This is a genomic window from Janthinobacterium sp. EB271-G4-7A (genome assembly GCF_020858075.1).
Classification (GTDB): domain Bacteria; phylum Pseudomonadota; class Gammaproteobacteria; order Burkholderiales; family Burkholderiaceae_D; genus Janthinobacterium; species Janthinobacterium lividum.
On the sequence record NZ_JACYMI010000002.1, the window covers coordinates 430,881 to 449,039 of the forward strand.

The 18,159-nt window shown below is 63.4% G+C and carries 16 protein-coding genes; 7 read left to right on the forward strand and 9 right to left on the reverse strand.

Features of this window, described 5'->3' with window-relative positions:
• Positions 1-16: 16 nt before the first annotated feature.
• The 6 genes from IGS58_RS19505 to IGS58_RS19530 all read left to right on the forward strand — a co-directional run bounded on the left by IGS58_RS19505 (position 17) and on the right by IGS58_RS19530 (position 5,374).
• The gene (locus tag IGS58_RS19505; RefSeq protein ID WP_008446215.1) at positions 17-322 is read left to right on the forward strand and encodes an integration host factor subunit beta; all 306 of its coding nucleotides are present in this window, start codon (positions 17-19) and stop codon (positions 320-322) included.
• Positions 323-576: 254 nt separating this feature from the next.
• Entirely contained in the window at positions 577-879 is a 303-nt protein-coding gene (locus tag IGS58_RS19510; RefSeq protein ID WP_034751796.1) for a LapA family protein, read from the forward strand.
• Positions 880-925: 46 nt separating this feature from the next.
• A complete protein-coding gene (gene lapB / locus IGS58_RS19515; protein ID WP_034782020.1) occupies positions 926-2,101 on the forward strand; it encodes a lipopolysaccharide assembly protein LapB in 1,176 nt (391 codons plus the stop codon).
• Between the two features lie 79 nt (positions 2,102-2,180).
• Positions 2,181-3,548, forward strand: a complete 1,368-nt coding sequence (locus IGS58_RS19520; protein WP_070257575.1) for a UDP-glucose dehydrogenase family protein — start codon at positions 2,181-2,183, stop codon at positions 3,546-3,548.
• Positions 3,545-4,498, forward strand: coding sequence for a D-glycero-beta-D-manno-heptose-7-phosphate kinase (rfaE1, locus tag IGS58_RS19525; protein ID WP_052140095.1), 954 nt, complete (start codon positions 3,545-3,547; stop codon positions 4,496-4,498). The genes IGS58_RS19520 and rfaE1 overlap by 4 nt, the downstream gene beginning before the upstream one ends.
• 165 nt (positions 4,499-4,663) lie before the next feature.
• Positions 4,664-5,374 (forward strand): ComEA family DNA-binding protein, encoded by a 711-nt coding sequence (locus IGS58_RS19530; RefSeq protein ID WP_230522436.1) that lies wholly within the window; start codon positions 4,664-4,666, stop codon positions 5,372-5,374.
• Positions 5,375-5,460: 86 nt separating this feature from the next.
• Here IGS58_RS19530 and IGS58_RS19535 read toward each other — a convergent pair whose 3' ends face one another.
• From IGS58_RS19535 to IGS58_RS19550, 4 genes are all read right to left on the reverse strand, one after another.
• Positions 5,461-6,306, reverse strand: a complete 846-nt coding sequence (locus tag IGS58_RS19535; protein ID WP_230522437.1) for a sterol desaturase family protein — start codon at positions 6,304-6,306, stop codon at positions 5,461-5,463.
• A gap of 77 nt (positions 6,307-6,383) precedes the next feature.
• Entirely contained in the window at positions 6,384-7,142 is a 759-nt protein-coding gene (locus tag IGS58_RS19540; RefSeq protein ID WP_070282647.1) for a PEPxxWA-CTERM sorting domain-containing protein, read from the reverse strand.
• A 230-nt stretch (positions 7,143-7,372) separates the two neighbouring features.
• Positions 7,373-8,938, reverse strand: coding sequence for a phospholipase D family protein (locus tag IGS58_RS19545; RefSeq protein WP_230522438.1), 1,566 nt, complete (start codon positions 8,936-8,938; stop codon positions 7,373-7,375).
• Between the two features lie 125 nt (positions 8,939-9,063).
• The gene (locus IGS58_RS19550; protein WP_070257579.1) at positions 9,064-10,827 is read right to left on the reverse strand and encodes an FAD-dependent oxidoreductase; all 1,764 of its coding nucleotides are present in this window, start codon (positions 10,825-10,827) and stop codon (positions 9,064-9,066) included.
• 252 nt (positions 10,828-11,079) lie between these two features.
• Between IGS58_RS19550 and cysM the strand changes: the two genes are divergently transcribed.
• Positions 11,080-11,982, forward strand: a complete 903-nt coding sequence (cysM, locus tag IGS58_RS19555) for a cysteine synthase CysM (protein WP_034782030.1) — start codon at positions 11,080-11,082, stop codon at positions 11,980-11,982.
• A 97-nt stretch (positions 11,983-12,079) separates the two neighbouring features.
• Here the strand turns inward: cysM and IGS58_RS19560 are convergent, their stop codons facing one another.
• From IGS58_RS19560 to IGS58_RS19580, 5 genes are all read right to left on the reverse strand, one after another.
• Entirely contained in the window at positions 12,080-12,412 is a 333-nt protein-coding gene (locus tag IGS58_RS19560) for a hypothetical protein (RefSeq protein WP_034751784.1), read from the reverse strand.
• Positions 12,413-12,851: 439 nt separating this feature from the next.
• Positions 12,852-14,012, reverse strand: a complete 1,161-nt coding sequence (gene mltB / locus IGS58_RS19565; protein ID WP_230522439.1) for a lytic murein transglycosylase B — start codon at positions 14,010-14,012, stop codon at positions 12,852-12,854.
• A gap of 8 nt (positions 14,013-14,020) precedes the next feature.
• Entirely contained in the window at positions 14,021-16,042 is a 2,022-nt protein-coding gene (locus IGS58_RS19570; RefSeq protein ID WP_230522440.1) for a transglutaminase TgpA family protein, read from the reverse strand.
• Positions 16,039-17,037, reverse strand: a complete 999-nt coding sequence (locus tag IGS58_RS19575; protein ID WP_442908374.1) for a DUF58 domain-containing protein — start codon at positions 17,035-17,037, stop codon at positions 16,039-16,041. Before IGS58_RS19575 ends, IGS58_RS19570 begins: the two co-directional genes overlap by 4 nt.
• 5 nt (positions 17,038-17,042) lie before the next feature.
• On the reverse strand, positions 17,043-17,951 hold the full coding sequence (locus IGS58_RS19580; protein ID WP_230522442.1) for an AAA family ATPase: 909 nt from the start codon (positions 17,949-17,951) through the stop codon (positions 17,043-17,045).
• Positions 17,952-18,159 lie beyond the last annotated feature (208 nt).

The window sequence follows — 18,159 nt, forward strand, 5'->3', positions numbered from 1 at the left end:
ACTGCGGATACGGCAGATGACAAAGTCCGAGCTGATCAACCGCCTCGCTGAGCGTTATTCTCAGCTGGTGGCGAAAGATGCGGAGTATGCCGTCAAGACCATTCTCGATGCGATGACCAACGCCTTGGCGACCGGTCAGCGTATCGAGATCCGCGGTTTTGGCAGTTTTGCCCTGAACAGCAGGCCCCCGCGCATCGGCCGCAACCCGAAGTCCGGCGACAAGGTGATGGTTCCCGAAAAACGGGTACCCCACTTCAAGCCGGGCAAACAGTTGCGCGAGCGGGTGGACGCGATGGTCGGGCAACCGATTATCGAGGATTAATCGTCTGCTGGAAGGCGACATAGAAAGCGGCGTCCTTGGATGCCGCTTTTTTTTGTTAATATGCTGAGAATACCTGACATAAGCTACTGCGCGTCGCGCTTTGCGGCCTGCGATGCTCACCGTACTTCAGTACGGTTGCGCTTCTCGGACCAAAGGGGGCGCCGAGCCTCGCTGACGCTCGCTACGGTTTGATCAGCGCTCTACGTTTGTGTCATGTGGCACGGGCTTTTTTTTTGTTCACTCTGGACCTATCGATGAAAATCATCTCCACCATCGTTGGCTGTGTTCTTTTCGTCCTGTTCTTCAGTTTTGCGCTGAAGAATGCGCAGGTTGTCGACCTGCATGTTTTCCTCAATTATGAAATTCGCGGCCCCCTGGTCCTGATGCTGCTGGGCTTTTTTGTCGCTGGCGCCAGCCTGGGCGTACTGGCCTTGACGCCGACCGTGTTCCGTCACCGCCGCGAAGCAACCAAGCAAAAAACCACCATTGCCGCGCTGCAGACCGTTGGTGTGGCCAGCAATGTCCAGCCGCAACCGGACAGCGTGAGCGCGCAGTAAGCGGCGCCGTCGCTCCTATCTCTCTTACTCGAATAAAAACAATCGCATGGATTTTGAACTCTGGTGGCTCTTGGGTATCCCGGTGTTTTTCGCGCTGGGCTGGATTGCCGCGCGTGTGGACATTCATCAACTGGTGTCCGAATCGCGCAGCCTGCCGCGCAATTACTTCAAGGGCTTGAATTTCCTGCTCAATGAACAGCATGACAAGGCCATCGATGCCTTCATCGAAGTCGTCAAGCTGGACCCGGAATCGGCCGATATGCACTTTGCGCTGGGCAATCTGTTCCGCCGCCGCGGCGAAACGGAACGCGCCATCCGCGTGCACCAGAATTTGCTGGCGCGCCCGGACCTGCCGCTGGAACAGCAGGGCCATGCCGCCTATGAGCTGGGCATGGATTACCTGAAGGCAGGCTTGCTGGACCGCGCCGAAGAAACCTTCAACAGCCTGGTCGACACGCAATATGCGGCCCAGGCTCGCCGCGCGCTGCTGGAAATCTACCAGCGCGAAAAGGAATGGCCGCGCGCCATCGAAGCGGCCGTGGGCTTGCAGGAATCGGGCGCCGGCGCGCGCCAGAAGGAAATCGCCCAGTTCTATTGCGAACTGGCGCATGACGCCCTCGTGCACATGAAGCCGGACGACGCCATGCCGCTGCTGGAAAAAGCCTTGCAGACGGACCGCAAGAGCGTGCGTGCCACCATCCTGACGGGCGACGTGCTGCTGGCGCGCGGCGACGTGGAAGGCGCGTTGACCACCTGGCGCCGCGTGGAGCAGCAAAGCGTGCCGCACGTGGCCCTGGTGGCGCAGCGCCTGATGGACGGGTATACCAAGGTCGGCCGTGCGCAGGAAGGCGTCAACTTGCTGCGCTCCTATCTGGAAGAGGCGTCGTCGATCGACCTGATCGAAGTCGTCTTCAAGGCCGTCATCGAGCTCGACGGCGTGGAAGCGGCGAAGCAGCTGGTCAGCGCCGAGCTGCGCCGCACGCCGACCCTGCTGGGCCTGGATAAACTGCTGGAAGCGCGCATGATGGATGCGCCGGCCGCCATCTGGTCCGAGCTGTCGATGGTGAAAAACCTCGTGCACGGCTACACGCAGAAGCTGGCCCGCTACCAGTGCAGCCACTGCGGCTTCAAGGCGCGCCAGTTCTACTGGCACTGCCCTGGCTGCAACAAGTGGGAGACTTACCCACCACGCCGCACAGAAGAACTCAATGTCATGAACTGATTCGTACACGTCACCTTGCCCTGAGCAATGTGGCGTGTACTTCTATGTAAGACCTGCTTTTTATCCATACGGTACATCCATGAAAATCACCATTATCGGCACCGGCTATGTTGGCCTCGTGACCGGCGCCTGCCTGGCGGAGCTGGGCAACGACGTCTTTTGCCTCGACCTGGACGCACAGAAGGTCGCCTTGCTCAACAGCGGCGGCATCCCCATCCATGAACCTGGCCTTGAAGAAGTCGTGGCGCGTAATCGCGCCGCCGGCCGCATGACCTTTTCCACCGACGTCGAGGCTGCTGCCGCGCACGGCGTGATGCAATTCATTGCCGTCGGCACGCCGCCCGATGAAGACGGCTCGGCCGACCTGCAATACGTGCTGGCGGCCGCGCGCGGCATCGGCAAGTACATGACGGACTTCAAGGTCATCGTCGACAAGTCGACCGTGCCCGTGGGCACAGCTGAAAAAGTGCGCGCCGCCATTCAGGGCGAACTCGACGCACGCGGCGTGGCCGCCACGTTCTCGGTGGCGTCGAACCCGGAATTCCTCAAGGAAGGCGCTGCCGTCGAAGATTTCATGCGCCCCGACCGCATCGTCATCGGTGTCGATGCGACGCCGGACGGCGAGCGCGCGCGCGAATTGCTGAAAAGCCTGTATGCGCCGTTCAACCGCAACCACGAGCGCACCTACTGGATGGATGTGCGCTCGGCTGAATTCACGAAGTATGCGGCCAATGCCATGCTGGCCACGCGCATCTCGTTCATGAATGAATTGGCGAACCTGGCCGACAAGGTGGGCGTCGACATCGAGGCCGTGCGCCACGGCATCGGTTCCGACCCGCGCATCGGCCACAGCTTCCTGTACGCCGGCTGCGGCTATGGCGGTTCCTGCTTCCCGAAAGACGTGCAGGCGCTCGAGCGCACGGCGCGCGGCCATGGACAGGAACTGCTGATCCTGCGCGCCGTCGAAGCCGTCAACGACCAGCAGAAGCAGGTGCTGGGCCGCAAAGTGGTCACTCGCTTCGGCGCCGACCTGACGGGCCGGCATTTCGCCGTGTGGGGCCTGGCCTTCAAGCCGAATACGGACGACATGCGCGAAGCGTCGGCCCGTGTCCTGCTGGCGGACCTGCTGGGACGCGGCGCCACCGTGGCCGTGTATGACCCCGTCGCCATGGCCGAGGCGCGCCGCGTGCTGCAACTGGACTTGACGCCGGAGCAACTGGCCAAGGTGCGCTTTGCCGACAGTCCGAAGGATGCGCTGCAGGACGCCGATGCGCTGGTCATCGTGACCGAATGGAAAGCTTTCCGCAGCCCCGATTTCGAGCAGATCAAGGCGCGCCTGAAGCAGGCCGTGATCTTTGACGGGCGTAACCTGTTCGAGCCGGCCGTCATGGCCGAGAATGGCATCGAATACCACGGGATCGGTCGCTCGATCCTGACGCGCGCATGAGCGCCCAAGAGGTGGTCGCCTTGACGGCGCCGGCCGCATTGGCCCAGGTACGCCTGCTGGTGGTGGGCGATGTGATGCTGGACCGCTACTGGTTCGGCGATGTCAGCCGCATCTCGCCTGAAGCGCCCGTGCCCATCGTGCGCATCGAGAAGCGCGAAGAGCGCCTGGGCGGGGCGGCCAACGTGGCGCGCAACGCGGCCGCGCTGGGCGCGAAGACGAGCTTGCTGGGCGTGGTGGGCGACGACGAGGCCGGCAGCCAGGTCGAGCGCCTGCTCGAAGGCGGCGGCATCCATAGTTATCTGCAGCGCGATGCGGCCATTTCCACCATCATCAAGCTGCGCGTGATCGGCCGGCAGCAGCAGATGCTGCGCATCGACTTCGAAGATGCGCCCAGCGATACGGTGCTGCGCGACAAACTGGCGCAGTTTAATGCCCTCTTGCCGCACTACGATGTGGTGGTCCTGTCCGATTACGCCAAAGGCAGCCTGGTGAACGTGGCCGAGATGATCAAGGCGGCGAGAAAGGCCGGCAAGATCGTCATGGTCGACCCGAAAGGTGATGATTTCAGCCGCTATTCGGGTGCGTCAGTGCTCACTCCGAACAAGTCCGAACTGCGCCGCGTGATCGGCAGCTGGAACACGGAAGAGCAACTCACGGAGCGCGCGCAGCAGATGCGCGCGCAACTGGGCCTGGACGCCTTGCTGCTGACGCGCTCGGAAGAGGGCATGAGCCTGTACACGGCCGATGAGGTGGTGCACATGCCCACCGATGCGCGCGAAGTGTTCGATGTCTCGGGCGCCGGCGACACGGTGATCGCCACCATGGCGGCCATGCTGGGCGCCGGCATGAGCCTGGGCGACGCCGTGCGCACGGCCAACCGCGCCGGCGGCATCGTCGTCGGCAAGCTGGGCACGGCCACCGTCACCCGAGAAGAGCTGTTCCCGCAGTAAATATGCTGTATCACCTGCGCCGGCCTGTTTGATCTGGCGCAGGTTTCCCCGCCGTTTCGCTATCCCGTCTTGTCAACCGTATCACGCCACAGCCGTTAAGCCGTTAAGGCGCTGTTCCTCCTTTGCGTTCGAGTCATCTTGAAACCACATTACGGAGAGATACCCATGTTCAAAAAAATACTGCTGGCCATCGTCACCCTGATCGCGACGATGGGCTTTGCCTTTGCCCAGGTCGATGTCAACAAGGCGGATCAGGCGGCACTCGACAGCGTCAAGGGCATCGGCCCCGTCACGTCGAAAGCCATCATCGATGAACGCGCCAAGGGCGGTGCCTTCAAGGATTGGGCTGATTTCGAAACACGCGTGAAGGGCATCGGCCCGAAAAGTTCCGTGAAGCTGTCGGAAGCGGGCTTGCAGGTGAATGGCCAGGCCAAGTCCGGCGCGCCAGCGGCGCCCGCTCCGGCGGCGAAAGCTGCCCCGGCAAAAAAGGACGCTGCTGTGAAGGAAGTTGCAGCGAAAGAAGCCGCACCGAAGCCAGCTGCTGCGACCGACACCGCTGCGGCGCCAGCCAAGACAGCTGCTGAAACGAGGAAGGAAGCTGCTGCTGCCAAGAAAGAAGCCAAGGCCGCCGCCGCTGCCGCGAAAAAAGAAGCTGCCGCCGCCAAGGTAGTGCCTGCAGCAGCCGTTGCTCCTGCTGCCGCGGCGGCCGATGCCGCCCCCGTGAAAACGGCTGCCGAAACGAAGAAGGAAGCCGCTGCCGCGAAGAAAGCGGCAACGGCCGCCAAGAAAGAAGCCAAGGCTGCGGAAGCGGCTGCGAAGAAGGAAGCCAAACTGGCTGCTGCCGACGCGAAGAAGGCCGAAGCCGAGAAAAAGTAAGCGTGTCGTTGTGAAGCGTGTTGCGTGGTGGTGCCACGCAGCACGAGAAGAAAACCCCGCGTGGTACCGGCCGCGCGGGGTTTTTTTTATTCCGCAGCCTGGACTTCCGGCTTGCCAGTGCGCCGGAATGGCGCAGCCAGTTGCCCCGCCAGCGTCTGCGGCATGGCGGCCTCGATGCCGCAGGCGGCCGGCCAGGCGCGCGGCAGGTGATATGTGCCGAACAGCCGGTCCAGCACGGGTAAGGTAGAGGCGTAGTTGCGGTTGATGTGCTCGAATTTGCTGTGATGCCAGTGGTGGAAGGCGGGCGTGGCCACCAGCCATTCCAGCGGGCCGAAGCGCCAGCGCAGGTTGGCGTGGATGAAGAAGCCCCAGACGGTGCCGATCAGCAACAGCAGTACGGGGGCGGCGCTGCCTGCCGCACTTGGGCCGGCCAGGCCCAGCAGATACAGGGGTGTCAGGCCGAACAGGCGCGTGACGACCATGTCGACTGGATGGGTGCGCGTATTGGCGAGGAAATACAGCTGTTCCGTGCTGTGGTGCACGGCATGGTAGCGCCACAGCCATGGAATTTCATGGCTGAGCCGATGGCCCCAGTAAGTGCCGACTTCGCCGATCAGCAAGCCCAGCAGTATCTTGCCCCACAGGGGCAGGGCGGACAGGGCGGCGGGGATGGCATCCGGCAGCAAGCGCTGGCCAGCGACGGCGAGCAGGGCCAGCGGCGCGGCCAGCAAGGCGGCCGGCAGCAGACTGCTGATGAAATAAAAGCCCAGGTCGCTGAACAGTTCCGTGCGGGCACGCCCCGCGTGACGCTCGCCAAAGAAGCGCTCGAGCGGCACGAAAATCAGAGCCAGGAGCACCAGCCACAGGACCAGGCGCAGCACATCGATGGCGATGCCGGGCAAGTGGGTTTGCAAGGTATGCAGCAGGCTCATTTCATTCCATCAGATAAGAACAAAAAAAATCCGGACAAAGCTGGGCTGGTCCGGATTCTGTTATGCGCGCTGGCGGCTCAGACTGCAACAACAGCCTTGCGGCGGCGCGCCATGAAGCCCAGCAAGCCCAGTCCACCGATCAGCATGCCCCAGGTCGATGGTTCCGGCACGGCCGACACCAGCGATACGCCATCGAGCAGCATGAACGGTGGCGCGCCCGTCGGGCTGCCCTTGGCCATGAACGACAGCAATTCGCTGCTGTTCGTGGCCGTGAAGGTCATGCTGGCCTGGTGCCAGCCCGTGAAGCCCTGGCTGACGTTGGCCAGCGATGCCGTCTGCTGCTTGCTGCTGCCCAGCGCAACGTCCCAGTAATTGACGAGGTTATCGCCGCGGAAGCCCACTTGCTGGCCCGCGCCATACGAAAAACTCAGGGTGTAGGCATGGCCGGCCACCAGGCCGCTGACCAGCTGCGTGACGGGACCAGGGAAATAATCCCAGTCGGCAGCCAGCACATTGCCGCCCGTGGGGCTGACACCCAGGCCGTTTTTCGGTCCCGCACCGCTATACGAATTCGGGCCCCACAAGGCCAGCGCCGTCGCGGCGTTGGTGTCGTCGATGTTGTTACCGTTCAAGACGAAGTTATAGCCCTTGCTGGACCAGTCGCTCAGGTAGGTGCGGTCCGCGCGGGCGTAGGTGCCTTCGTTCAGCTGTTTCGAGGTGCCGTTGCTGGTCAGTTCGAAATCGCCATTCTTGACCAGGTTGGTTGTGGCGGCCTGGGCAGCAGTGACGCACAGGGAAGCGGCGGCCAGCGCCAGCAAGATAGATGTTTTGCGCATGATAAAGCTCCAAAAGTGACAGGGTAGTGTTGCAGTCTGTCGGCGAGCTTTTGGCCAACGTTGGATTCAATCGCGGAAGGGCGAGAAAGGTATTGCGGAGACAGCGGTGGTGTCTCGTTGAAGCGATTATAGCAGCATTTGGTAAAACGGCATCTAACATGTTTCGAAAACAACAAATATTTTTATATGGCAATCTTGCCAGGATTAAAGTTTTTGCATGTCATGCGCGCCTACAGCTGCGACTCGATCGGCAGCCAGCGCATCACGCACACCAGCATGCGGCGCCAGATGCCTGCTTCCGGGTCGTGCGTCCACACCTTGGCTGGCTCTTCTGTGGCGTCGGACCAGCGCAGGGCGCCGTTGTCGAGGAGCAAACGATAGCTGGTGTCGCTAGCCGTCGAATGCAGGAACAGTGTGCGCATGTCGGCCGCCAGTGCGGCGTCGTTGAACAGCACGCCCATCTCCGTATTGAGCTGGGCCGAGCGGGGATCGAGGTTGAAGGAGCCGACGAAGCCCCGCTGGCCGTCGATCACCACGGCCTTGGTATGCAGGCTGGCGCGGCTCGAACCCATCAGGCTGATGCGCTTGCGGTGCAGGGTCTTCAATTCATACAGCTCGATGCCGCCACCCAGCAGCTCCTGGCGGTAGCGCGCATAACCCGCATGCACGAGGGCCACGTCGGTGGCGGCCAGCGAGTTGGTCAGCACCTGGACCTTGACGCCGGCCGCGACTTTTTCGCCCAAGGTCTGCGTCAGCGCCGTGCCGGGCACAAAATAAGGCGAGGTCAGCAGCGCTTCTTCGCGCGCGTCCGTCAACAGGGGCAGCAAACTGTGCATGAGCCAGTGTTCGTTGCGTTGCAAACTGGCCACGGGCGCGGCTTTTTCCGGCGGGTCAGACAGCACTTGCACTTGCCCGCTCCAGTGCAGGCGTATCCGGCCATCGAGGTGGGCTTGCAGCTGGCCCGTATCCGTCAGTTGCCGCAGGTAGGGCGAGGCGCCCAGTTCGCCCGTGAGCGCGTCGAGGCGGGCGCGCACAGCCTGCAGTTCCGGCGCGCTCGCGTCCTTGCCAGCGTGCAAGGCGCCGATGGGGATGACGGCGCGGCTGTTCCAGAAGCGGTCGAAGATATCGCTCGTCTGCTGCACGGCGGGTCCCACCAGCAGCAAGTCCGCATCCTGGAAATTGACTTGCTCGGCGGCATCAAAGTATTCATCGCCGATATTGCGCCCGCCGACGAGGGCCACCCTGCCGTCGACGATCCATGCCTTGTTGTGCATGCGCCGGTTCAGGCTGACGGCGCGCAAGGCCATTTCCACGGCGCGCAGCCAGATGCCGTCGCGGTTGCGGCTCGGATTGAAGATGCGCACGTCGATCAGCGGGTGGCTGTCGAGTGCGAGGATGGCGGCGTCCTGGCCCCGCGCGTTGATATCGTCGAGCAACACCCGCACGCGCACGCCGCGGTCGGCCGCGCGTAGCAGTTCGCGCACCAGCAACCGTCCCGTGACGTCGTTATGCCAGATGTAGTACTGCAGGTCGAGGCTGCGTCCCGCTTCGCGCGCGCTCAGGGCGCGCAGGGCGAACGCTTCCAGATTGTCGTCGATCAGGGCCGTGCCACTGTGGCCCGGGCGTTGCTCCAGTTGCGGCGCCAGCACGCGGTCGAGCAGGGTGGCGTCTGCCGCCACGGGCAGGGCCATCCCTGGCGGCCCCAGCGACCGCTCGGCGAAACGCCCGTAGCTGTACAGGGCGCCGATGCTGAGCACGGCAAACAAGGTGGCCAGCAGCAGCAACTTGACGAGCATGCGGCGCACCGTCAGCGGGCCGCGGGCATGCTACGGCGCGAGGAAAGCTTGGCGGTGTGGGGCATGCGGACTCTTTCAGCTGGATGGCAACAGCCGATTGTAGCAGTTTCTACAATGCACGATTTTCAGGCCGAGCCCGCCGGCAGCCGCGCCAGGAAGCCGTGAATCTGCGACACCACGGCCGCCCCTTCGCCGACGGCGGCGGCCACGCGCTTGGTCGAGCCGGCCCGCACGTCGCCGATGGCGAACACGCCCGGCACGCTCGTTTCCAGCGCGGCCCGCTCCGGCAAGTCGGGGGAATACACCACGTGGCCGTGGCCATGGGCGCGGCATTCGGCGCGCGTGACGTCGAAGCCCGTGCGGATGAAACCCTGCTCGTCGACGGCCACGGCGCAGTCGTGCAGCCAGTCCGTGTTCGGATCGGCGCCGACGAAGAGAAACACGCGGCGCACGGCGCAATCGGCTTCCTCGCCCGTACGGTTGTTGCGCCAGCGCACCTCCGTCAAGCCATCGTCGTCGCCTTCGAGGGCGATGATTTCCGTGTGCGTATGCAGGGTGATGTTGGGCGTGGCGGCGATGCGCTCGATCAGGTAGCTTGACATGCTGGCCGCCAGCCCTTCGCCGCGGATCACCATGTGGACCTTGGCGGCGTGGCCGGAGAGAAACACGGCCGCCTGGCCGGCCGAATTGCCGCCGCCGACCAGGATGATCTCTTCCTGCCGGCACAGCTTGGCTTCGATGGGCGAGGCCCAGTAATACACGCCCCGTCCCTCATACGTTTTCAGGTTCGCCAGCGAGGGACGGCGGTAGCGCGCGCCGCAGGACAGCACCACCGTGCGGGCGCGCACCTGGGTGCCGTCGCACAGATTGACGCGCAGCGGCCAGGTGTCGCAGAGCAAGTTGGCGGCGCTGGCCGGAGTGGCGATCTCGACGCCGAATTTTTGCGCCTGCACGTAGGCGCGTCCTGCCAGTGCACGGCCGGAGATGCCTGTGGGAAAGCCCAGGTAATTTTCGATGCGCGCGCTGGCGCCCGCCTGGCCGCCATACGCGCGCTGTTCCAGGGCCAGCACGCTCAAGCCTTCGGATGCCGCATACACGGCCGTGGCCAGGCCGGCAGGACCGGCGCCCACCACCAGCACGTCAAAAATCTTGTCGCCGGACAAATCGGGCAGCATGCCCAGGCAGCGTCCCAGTTCCGCATTGCCGGGATTCTTCATGATCTTGCCATCAGGACAGACCACCAGCGGCCATTCCTGCGGCGTGGGCTGGTAGCGCTCGGCCAGCGCGGCGGCGGCCGCATCAGTGGCCGGGTCGAGCACTGTGTGCGGATGGCCATTGCTCGATAAAAAGCTTTGCAGATGGAACAGATTGCCATTGCCGCGCGGTCCCACCAGCACGGGGCCGCCCGAATTGGACTCGATCAGCGCCACGCGGCGCAGGATCAGGGCGCGCACGATGCGTTCGCCCATCTCCGCCTCGGCCACGATCAGTGCGCGCAAGGATTCCGAACTGATGTCGAGCAATTCCACCGCGCCCACGGCGCTGCCGTTGACGAGGGTAGGGCGGCCGGACAATTGCGCCACCTCGGCAATGAAGTGGCCGACACCCACTTCGCGCAGCTGCGACGCCTGCCCCAGCACCTCGTGGCGCTTGATGCTGACCCGCCCCGACAGTATCACCAGCATGCCGAAACTGCTGCTGCCCGCCTCGAACAGCGTATCGCCATCGGCAAAGTGTTGCCGCGTGCCATAGCGCTGCAAGCGCTGCAGTTCGGGCGCATTGAAGACGGGCGAGATCTGGTGGCTGCGGCCCTGCAAGTCGAGCGTGGCGAACTGGACGGGATCGTCCTGCGTCGTTTCGGGAATGAATTCAGGTGTGCTGCTGGCCATGGGGAGTCCGTTCGAAGACTGAATAAGCAAATAACAAAAATAACTAACAGTGACGAGTCTAGCGCATGCGGCGCGCGCCTGCCGCAATATCCCTGGCGCACGCCCGGAAATGGCGGCGCGGCAGGCGTCATGCGGCATGTGGCGGCGCAGCCGGACGCGCCCGCGGGCCCGGATGCCGGCGCCGATGAGCGATACACCGTCCAGCATCTCATATTAGAATGGGTCTTTGTTGAATCCACTCAAACAGACACGATGGCATACAAGACACTTGAAGATACGATAGGCAATACCCCGCTGGTGCAGCTGACGCGCTTGCCGGGTGCCGATGCGCTTGCGCGCAACAACGTCATCCTTGGCAAGCTGGAGGGTAATAATCCTGCCGGCTCCGTAAAGGACCGCGCTGCCATGTCCATGCTCAAGCGCGCCGAAGAGCGCGGCGTCATCAAGCCGGGCGATACCCTGATCGAGGCGACCAGCGGCAATACGGGCATCGCACTGGCCATGGCCGCCGCCTTGCGCGGCTACAAGATGCTGCTCTTGATGCCGGATAACCTCAGCGTGGAGCGCCGCCAGAGCATGGCTGCCTACGGCGCCGACATTTTATTGACGCCGAGGACGGGCGGCATGGAATATGCGCGCGACCTGGCCGAGCAGATGCAGAAGGATGGCCGCGGCGTGATCCTCGACCAGTTCGCCAACGAAGACAATTCGCGCGCCCACTATGAAAGCACGGGACCGGAAATCTGGCGCGACACGGAAGGCCGGATCACGCATTTCGTCAGCGCCATGGGCACGACGGGCACCATCATGGGCGTGTCGCGCTATTTGAAAGAGCAGAATCCCGCCATCCAGATCATCGGCGCCCAGCCCGAGGAAGGTTCGCAGATCCCCGGCATCCGCAAGTGGCCGGAAGCATACTTGCCGAAAATCTACGACAAGTCGCGCGTCGACCAGGTGGAATACGTGAGCCAGGGCGTGGCCGAGCGCATGGCGCGCAGCCTGGCCGCGGAAGAGGGCTTGTTCTGCGGCATCTCGGCAGCCGGCGCCTGCGAAATTGCGCTGCGCATCTCGCAAACGGTGGAAAACGCGACGATCGTGTTTGTCGTCTGCGACCGTGGCGACCGCTATCTGTCCACAGGTGTTTTCCCTGCGTAATGGTGTAATTGAATTGATATCGGCCAGAACGGCCTGAGAACTGCTGGAAATACCCCCTCCCCATGGCGGGGAGGGAAAACCTGCGAAACTGGCAGGATCAGCCTTGTGGCGTTTCGCCTTCTTTTGGCTTGAATTGCTTGTCGCTGATGCGGAATTTGTTGCGGCGGTCACCCATCAGGTAACGCAGGTCGCGGATGCTCAGGTCGCTGACTTCGTGCATGCGGATCAGCAGCGATGCGCCGACCGGCAGGCGGTGGTGGCGGATTTTGCTGATGACTGGTGGCGCTACTTCCAGCGCGCGGGACAGGGCTGCATCGTTTTTCAGGCGCAGGTTTTCGATCAGGGTATCGAGCAATCTGTTTGGGTTGTATTGAAGCAGATCGTCGGAGTCCGAATCGCTGTTCATATCAATGCCGACTTGGTTTGTCATGATGTTATTGTTCCTTCTGTAGTTGCACTGCAAAGTAAAAAACACTCGGAGCTCGCTCTTGCTGCGTTCATGTTCATTCTTTACTAAAAGGAACGAATTCACACACGGTACGATCCGGGATACAGTTTTTCATGATATATACACAATTGTACAACAGGATTCAATTTCAGGCGGGAAAGCCCGATAATCTTGCCTGGTACAGAATCGGTGTTGTCTAGCTGCAACACCTATTTATTCTTTATTATGCTCTATGATAGAACAAAAATTGTACTTTGACAAAAGTTAAGTATAAAACCATTTCCGTATTCCGTGCCGCACAAAGGCTGGCGAGCAAGGCTGGCACATGTTATCGGCCCTTACCATAGACCTGTTTTCTGGTCGCTTCAATATCGCTTACGCTTTCTTACAAGTAATATTATAACTTTACACTGACTTTCGGTTAGCGTGCGCGCACTTGACTGATGGCCTTGCCTAAGTCAATCACTGACATGGCATAAAAATAACTTCTGTTGTACTGAGTTATAGCAAAGAAGTTATTGGTTGCCAAGTGATACTCAGTTGCTTCTGAACCATTTTGCAAGTCGATCAAGCCAAACAACATGTTCTGAGGCGTGGAAGGGGCGGCACTCACGCCAGCTTCCTGCAATTCCGCCAGCCGGTACTTCGCCTGCAAGCCCTGGCCGATGAACTTTTCCCACGCGCGGCTGGCCGAAACGGTGACGGGATACGTGCTGATGGCCGGATCGTCGCGCCGCCAGCCGTGTTCGACGAGGAAATGCGCGACGCTGCCGATGGCGTCGGCCGTTGAATTGCGCAGGTCGATGTGACTATCGCCATCGAAGTCCACCGCATATTTCATGATGCTGCTAGGCATGAACTGGGGCAGGCCGATGGCGCCCGCATACGAACCGAGCAGGGTCAAGGGATCGATGCCATCCTTGCGCGCGTACAGCAGCGCGTTTTCCAGTTCTCCCTTGAAAAACTCCATGCGCGCGGCCCGTGTCGGGCTTTCCGGATAGGAAAACGCCAGGGTGGTCAGCGCGTCGAGCACGCGGAAGCGGCCCGTATTGCGTCCGTACACGGTTTCCACGCCGATGATGCCGACGATGATCTCGGCCGGCACGCCATATTCGCGTTCGGCGCGCGCCAGCGCTTCCGCGTTCTCTTCCCAGAATTTCACGCCCGCATTGATGCGCACCGGCTCGATGAAGCGGGCGCTGTACGCTTGCCAGTTCTTTGGCTTGCCCGGCGGGGCTGGCTTCATCAGTTGCACGGTCGACTCGACATAGCGCACCTTGCCGATCAGGGTATCGAGTTCGGCGCGGTCAAAGCCGTGCTTGGCGGACATGTCGTCGAGGAAGGCGCGTACTTCTTTCCAATTGGCATAGTCGACAAATTCGCCTTCGAAGTCGAATTTCGCCGGTGCTTTCTTCGCCGCCGGCTTGCCAGCCGCTTTCTTGACGGGCTGGGCCTTGGCTGCGCGCACGGCACGGGCGCGGTCGGCAGCGGAAATGTTGCTGTTTTCGCCAGCATGCGCGGTGGACAGGCACAGGGGAAGGGAGAGGAGCAGGGACAGGGCGGAGTATTTGATCGGTAACAAGGAGCGTCTCATCGGCATTGGGTTAACAGGCGGCGCAAGCTGCGCCGCGCGCGGAGTTGTTCGTCTGGGTTGGCATTACCATACTTCATCGCGGCATAGATTGCCAGAAACTGTGTGATGGCGGCGTGCGCCTCTTGTGTGGCCTTGCCCGCGGCCAGCCGGGCAGCATAACCGTGCGGGCCTTCATGCGGCGCACGGCTGTAGCCGCGCCGTGCCTGCTGGCGGCAAAATTGCGCGTACAGGATGTCGAGCGGATCGCCTTGCCGGGCCTGCCGCCACCAGACCAGTACGCCCGCCAGGGCGCACAGCAGGGCCAATACGGCACAAGCGAGTGCCAGCTTTTTCGCCGGCACGTTTTTCAAGCCATCGAGGATGGCGCGCTGGCGTTGCGGCGAGGTGTCGAGCACCCAGCTGCTCCAGGCGTGCTCGGCTTGCTGCCATTGCTGGCGCCACGCGGCAACCGCCCCGTGCGCTCCGCCATCGAGGCCGGCCAGGGAACGCCATGCCGTCAGCGGCGACGGGGCCGGCGGCAGGGCGGCATCAAGGTTGCGCTCCGTGCGCAGGGGCGCGACGGCGCTGGTGGGATCGATGCGCACCCAGCCCCGGCCCGCCAGCCACACTTCGCTCCAGGCATGGGCGTCTGACTGGCGCACGCTCAAGCTGTTGCCTGCCCCGTTGCGCAGGCCGCCCTGGTAACCCGTGACGACGCGCGCGGGTATGCCCATGGCACGCATCAGCACGACAAAGCTGCCGGCGTAATGTTCGCAAAAGCCCGCCTGCGTGGTGAACAGGAAGTCATCGACGCCATGCTTGCCCAGCAGCGGTGGCTGCAAGGTGTAGCGGAAGGGCGCACGGCGGAAGTGCTGCAACACGGCGGCGATGGCGTCGGCGGGCGCCAGCGCCTGCGCGCCATGGCCGCGCAATGCGCGGGCCCAGGCCACGCTGCGCGGATTGCTGCCAGCAGGCAAGGCCAGCCATGGCTGTTGCTGCGCGACCGACAAGCCTGCCTGCAGCCGGTAGCTGGGCTGGGAACTGGCGCGGTAACGCACGGTCAAAGTAATGGGTTGTACGGTCAGCACTTCCAGCGCGGACGACACGACATACGGATTGCCGGGCAAGCGTTCAATGCTGCGCGGCACGTCGAGCGCGAAGATGCGCCGCTGGCCGCTCGCTTGCAACGTCACTTCGTACTGGCTGGGCTGGCCTTCCAGCGCGATGTCTATCCGGCTGTCGCCGGCAGGCGTGCGCCGGCCGGCGCCCCTGCGCGTCCAGGTGGCGCCATCGTAGTCGCCCAGCACCACGCCGCGCCAATACAACTGGTCTTGCGGCGGGATAGCTGTGCTGAAATCGGCAGTAAAGACGGGTTCGCTTGACAGGGCCAGCGAGGCGATGGCGCCCGGCTGCATGCTGTCGGACAAGCCCGTGCGCGCCTGCGCGCCTTCTTGTGCCGTGCCCCACAGGGGGCCGTCGATGCGTGGCACGGCAAGAAACATCACGGCCGACAGGGGAATGGCCAGCGCCAGCATGCGTCCCAGCAAGCCCAGCCTTTGCGCCAGGCGCGGCTGCATGGCGCCGTACTGGGCCGACAACAGGCAGGCCAGCAAGACGATGACGGTGGCCAGCATCCAGGCGGCGCTGAGGATGCCTTGCGCATGAAAGAAGTTTGCCAGCAGGAGGAAAAAACCGAGGAAGACGAAGACGAAGATGTCGCGCCGGCCATGCATTTCCAGCGATTTCAAGGCTAGCAGCAGGACCAGCATGGCCACGCCCGCATCGCGTCCCAGCAGCGTGCCATAGCTGGCGTAGACGGCGGCGATGCCGAGCAAAGCCAGCGGCGCGAGCACGGCTAGCTGAGGCTGGCGCCGGCCCCGCACGGTGATAACGGCGCGCCACAGCAGCGGCGCGGCAGCGGCGGCCGACAGCCACGGGGGCAGGTGCAGCGCGTGCGGCGCCAGCACCATGGCGGCGGCCAGCAACAGCAGCAGGATGTCGGCCTTGTCACGCGGCAAGTTGGCCAGCCATTGCCTCATGCCATGGCCTCATCCTGTGGCAAATCGTGCGGCACATCATGCAGGGCCAGCGCGCGCAGGCAGGCGTCGCGCTGGCTGGCGCCCAAGGCAGGCGCCAGAGTCAGCGTGCCCAGGCGCAAACCATACGGCAAGCCCGTGCGTTCCGCCTGCAGCACCCAGGCGGCCAGGCGCGACAGGCGCGCTTCCGGCGCCAGCGCGTGCAGGGCGGCATGATCGAACACGATGCTGCCACGGGTTGCGCCCGTCTGTGCGTCGGCGGCAGGCTGGAATTGCTTGCTGAATAAATGCTCGCCATCATGCCGGGCGATCTGGCGCCAGGCCAGGCGGTGCAAGGGATCGCCTGGCTGGTAGGCGTGCACGCCGGCCAGTTCCAGGGCACCGCCGGAGGAGCGTGATTGTTGTGTTTGCTGCGCCTGTTGCACCGTGCCGGCCGGCAAGGGCAGCGGCGGCGCGTTCTGCTCGGGCTGCGGATATACGAGCAAGCGCGCTTCGGGTTGCCAATGGCACCAGGCAATAAACAGGCCCAGCGGGAAACTGCCGGACAGGCGCATGGAGGGCGCATCGAGCCAGCCGCGTTGCCGCGCCGCCACGACGATGCTGACGGACGTTTCCCCGTAGGCGGCGATATCTGCCTGGCCGGGTGCTGCAGTGGAATTGATCACGGCCAGCCGGATCGCATGGCGCGTGCGCGTGCTGCGGTTGATCAGGCGCAAGGTGAACGTGGCCTGGCTGCCCGCGAACACGGGCTCGCCCGGCGTGGCGGCCAGCGCCAGGCCCGCCAGGTTGCGGCTGGCAAACAGCATGTCGGCGATGGCGCAGGCGGCCGCGAAATACGTCAGCGCGTAGCCCAGGCCCAGATGGTAATTGACGGCGGCGATCCACAGCGCCAGCAGCAGCGCGGCAAAGGCCAGGCCCGCGCGCGAGGGGCGGATGTGCACGCGCTGCGCGCCCAGCCAGGGGCGCGCCGGCAGCCATCGGATATCGCGCAAGCGCACGGCTGTCAGACGGGTGTCGCCAGCAGCAATTGCTGCAGCAGGCTGCGGCTGTCCGTGGACCCTTGCGCGGCATGCAGGCGGTGGGCGCAGACGGGAATGAGTACGGCTTGCACATCGTCGGGCGTGACGTGGTCGCGTCCGGCCAAGGCGGCCCAGGCGCGTGCTGCCTGCAGCAAGGCCAGCGCGGCGCGCGGGCTCAGGCCATCGGCAAACACGCCCGGCGCACGGGTGGCATGCACGAGGGTCAGCACGTAGTCGACGACGGCAGGCGAGGCGTGGATGCCGCGCAGGTCCGCTTGCGCCTGCAGCAATTCTTCCGCGTTCATCACGGCCGGCAAGGTTTGCAGCATGGCGCGGCGGTCGGCGCCCAGCAGCAGTTCCCGTTCGGCGGCCGCATCGGGGTAGCCCAGGGTGACGCACATGAGAAAACGGTCGAGCTGCGACTCGGGCAGGGGGAAGGTGCCCAGCTGGTGCGCGCAGTTCTGCGTGGCGATGACGAAAAACGGCTGCGGCAGGGCGCGCGTGACGCCATCGAGACTCACTTGCCGCTCTTCCATCGCTTCGAGCAAGCCCGATTGCGTCTTCGGCGTGGCGCGGTTGATCTCGTCGGCCAGCAGCACCTGGGTAAACAGGGGACCAGGGTGGAAGATGAAACTGCCACTGCCCCGGTCATACACGCTCATGCCGGCCACGTCGGCAGGCAACAGGTCGCTGGTAAATTGCTGGCGCTTCCATTGCAGGCCCAGCGAGATGGCCAGCGCGTGGGCCAGGGTCGTCTTGCCCACGCCGGGCACGTCTTCGATCAGCAGGTGGCCGCCTGCCAGCACGCAGGCGAGGGTCTGGCGGATCTGCAAGTGTTTGCCGACGAGAACTTCGCCGATCTGCCGTGCGGCCTGGTGTATTTTCGAAAACATGCTATTTCTATCACAGTAAGACGGATTATTTAATTTACAATCGCTTTGGCCAGGTCAAGCCGTGCCGCCCGCCCGTGCCGCGCACGTGGTAGATTAGTGCAGCGGCGGCACAGACCAGCCAGTGATTTTATGCGAGAACGCGCAGGGCGAACAGGAATGCCATGCAGTGTTCCAGTATGCACAGAGAATGGACAGAGACAGAGGTAAC

What these genes read in the sequence shown, in the direction of transcription:
- IGS58_RS19505 (WP_008446215.1), top strand. Translation starts at nt 17, where the DNA reads ATGACAAAGTCCGAGCTGATCAACCGCCTCGCTGAGCGTTATTCTCAG.
- IGS58_RS19510 (WP_034751796.1), top strand. Translation starts at nt 577, where the DNA reads ATGAAAATCATCTCCACCATCGTTGGCTGTGTTCTTTTCGTCCTGTTC.
- lapB (WP_034782020.1), top strand. Translation starts at nt 926, where the DNA reads ATGGATTTTGAACTCTGGTGGCTCTTGGGTATCCCGGTGTTTTTCGCG.
- IGS58_RS19520 (WP_070257575.1), top strand. Translation starts at nt 2,181, where the DNA reads ATGAAAATCACCATTATCGGCACCGGCTATGTTGGCCTCGTGACCGGC.
- rfaE1 (WP_052140095.1), top strand. Translation starts at nt 3,545, where the DNA reads ATGAGCGCCCAAGAGGTGGTCGCCTTGACGGCGCCGGCCGCATTGGCC.
- IGS58_RS19530 (WP_230522436.1), top strand. Translation starts at nt 4,664, where the DNA reads ATGTTCAAAAAAATACTGCTGGCCATCGTCACCCTGATCGCGACGATG.
- IGS58_RS19535 (WP_230522437.1), bottom strand. Translation starts at nt 6,306, where the DNA reads ATGAGCCTGCTGCATACCTTGCAAACCCACTTGCCCGGCATCGCCATC.
- IGS58_RS19540 (WP_070282647.1), bottom strand. Translation starts at nt 7,142, where the DNA reads ATGCGCAAAACATCTATCTTGCTGGCGCTGGCCGCCGCTTCCCTGTGC.
- IGS58_RS19545 (WP_230522438.1), bottom strand. Translation starts at nt 8,938, where the DNA reads ATGCTCGTCAAGTTGCTGCTGCTGGCCACCTTGTTTGCCGTGCTCAGC.
- IGS58_RS19550 (WP_070257579.1), bottom strand. Translation starts at nt 10,827, where the DNA reads ATGGCCAGCAGCACACCTGAATTCATTCCCGAAACGACGCAGGACGAT.
- cysM (WP_034782030.1), top strand. Translation starts at nt 11,080, where the DNA reads ATGGCATACAAGACACTTGAAGATACGATAGGCAATACCCCGCTGGTG.
- IGS58_RS19560 (WP_034751784.1), bottom strand. Translation starts at nt 12,412, where the DNA reads ATGACAAACCAAGTCGGCATTGATATGAACAGCGATTCGGACTCCGAC.
- IGS58_RS19570 (WP_230522440.1), bottom strand. Translation starts at nt 16,042, where the DNA reads ATGAGGCAATGGCTGGCCAACTTGCCGCGTGACAAGGCCGACATCCTG.
- IGS58_RS19580 (WP_230522442.1), bottom strand. Translation starts at nt 17,951, where the DNA reads ATGTTTTCGAAAATACACCAGGCCGCACGGCAGATCGGCGAAGTTCTC.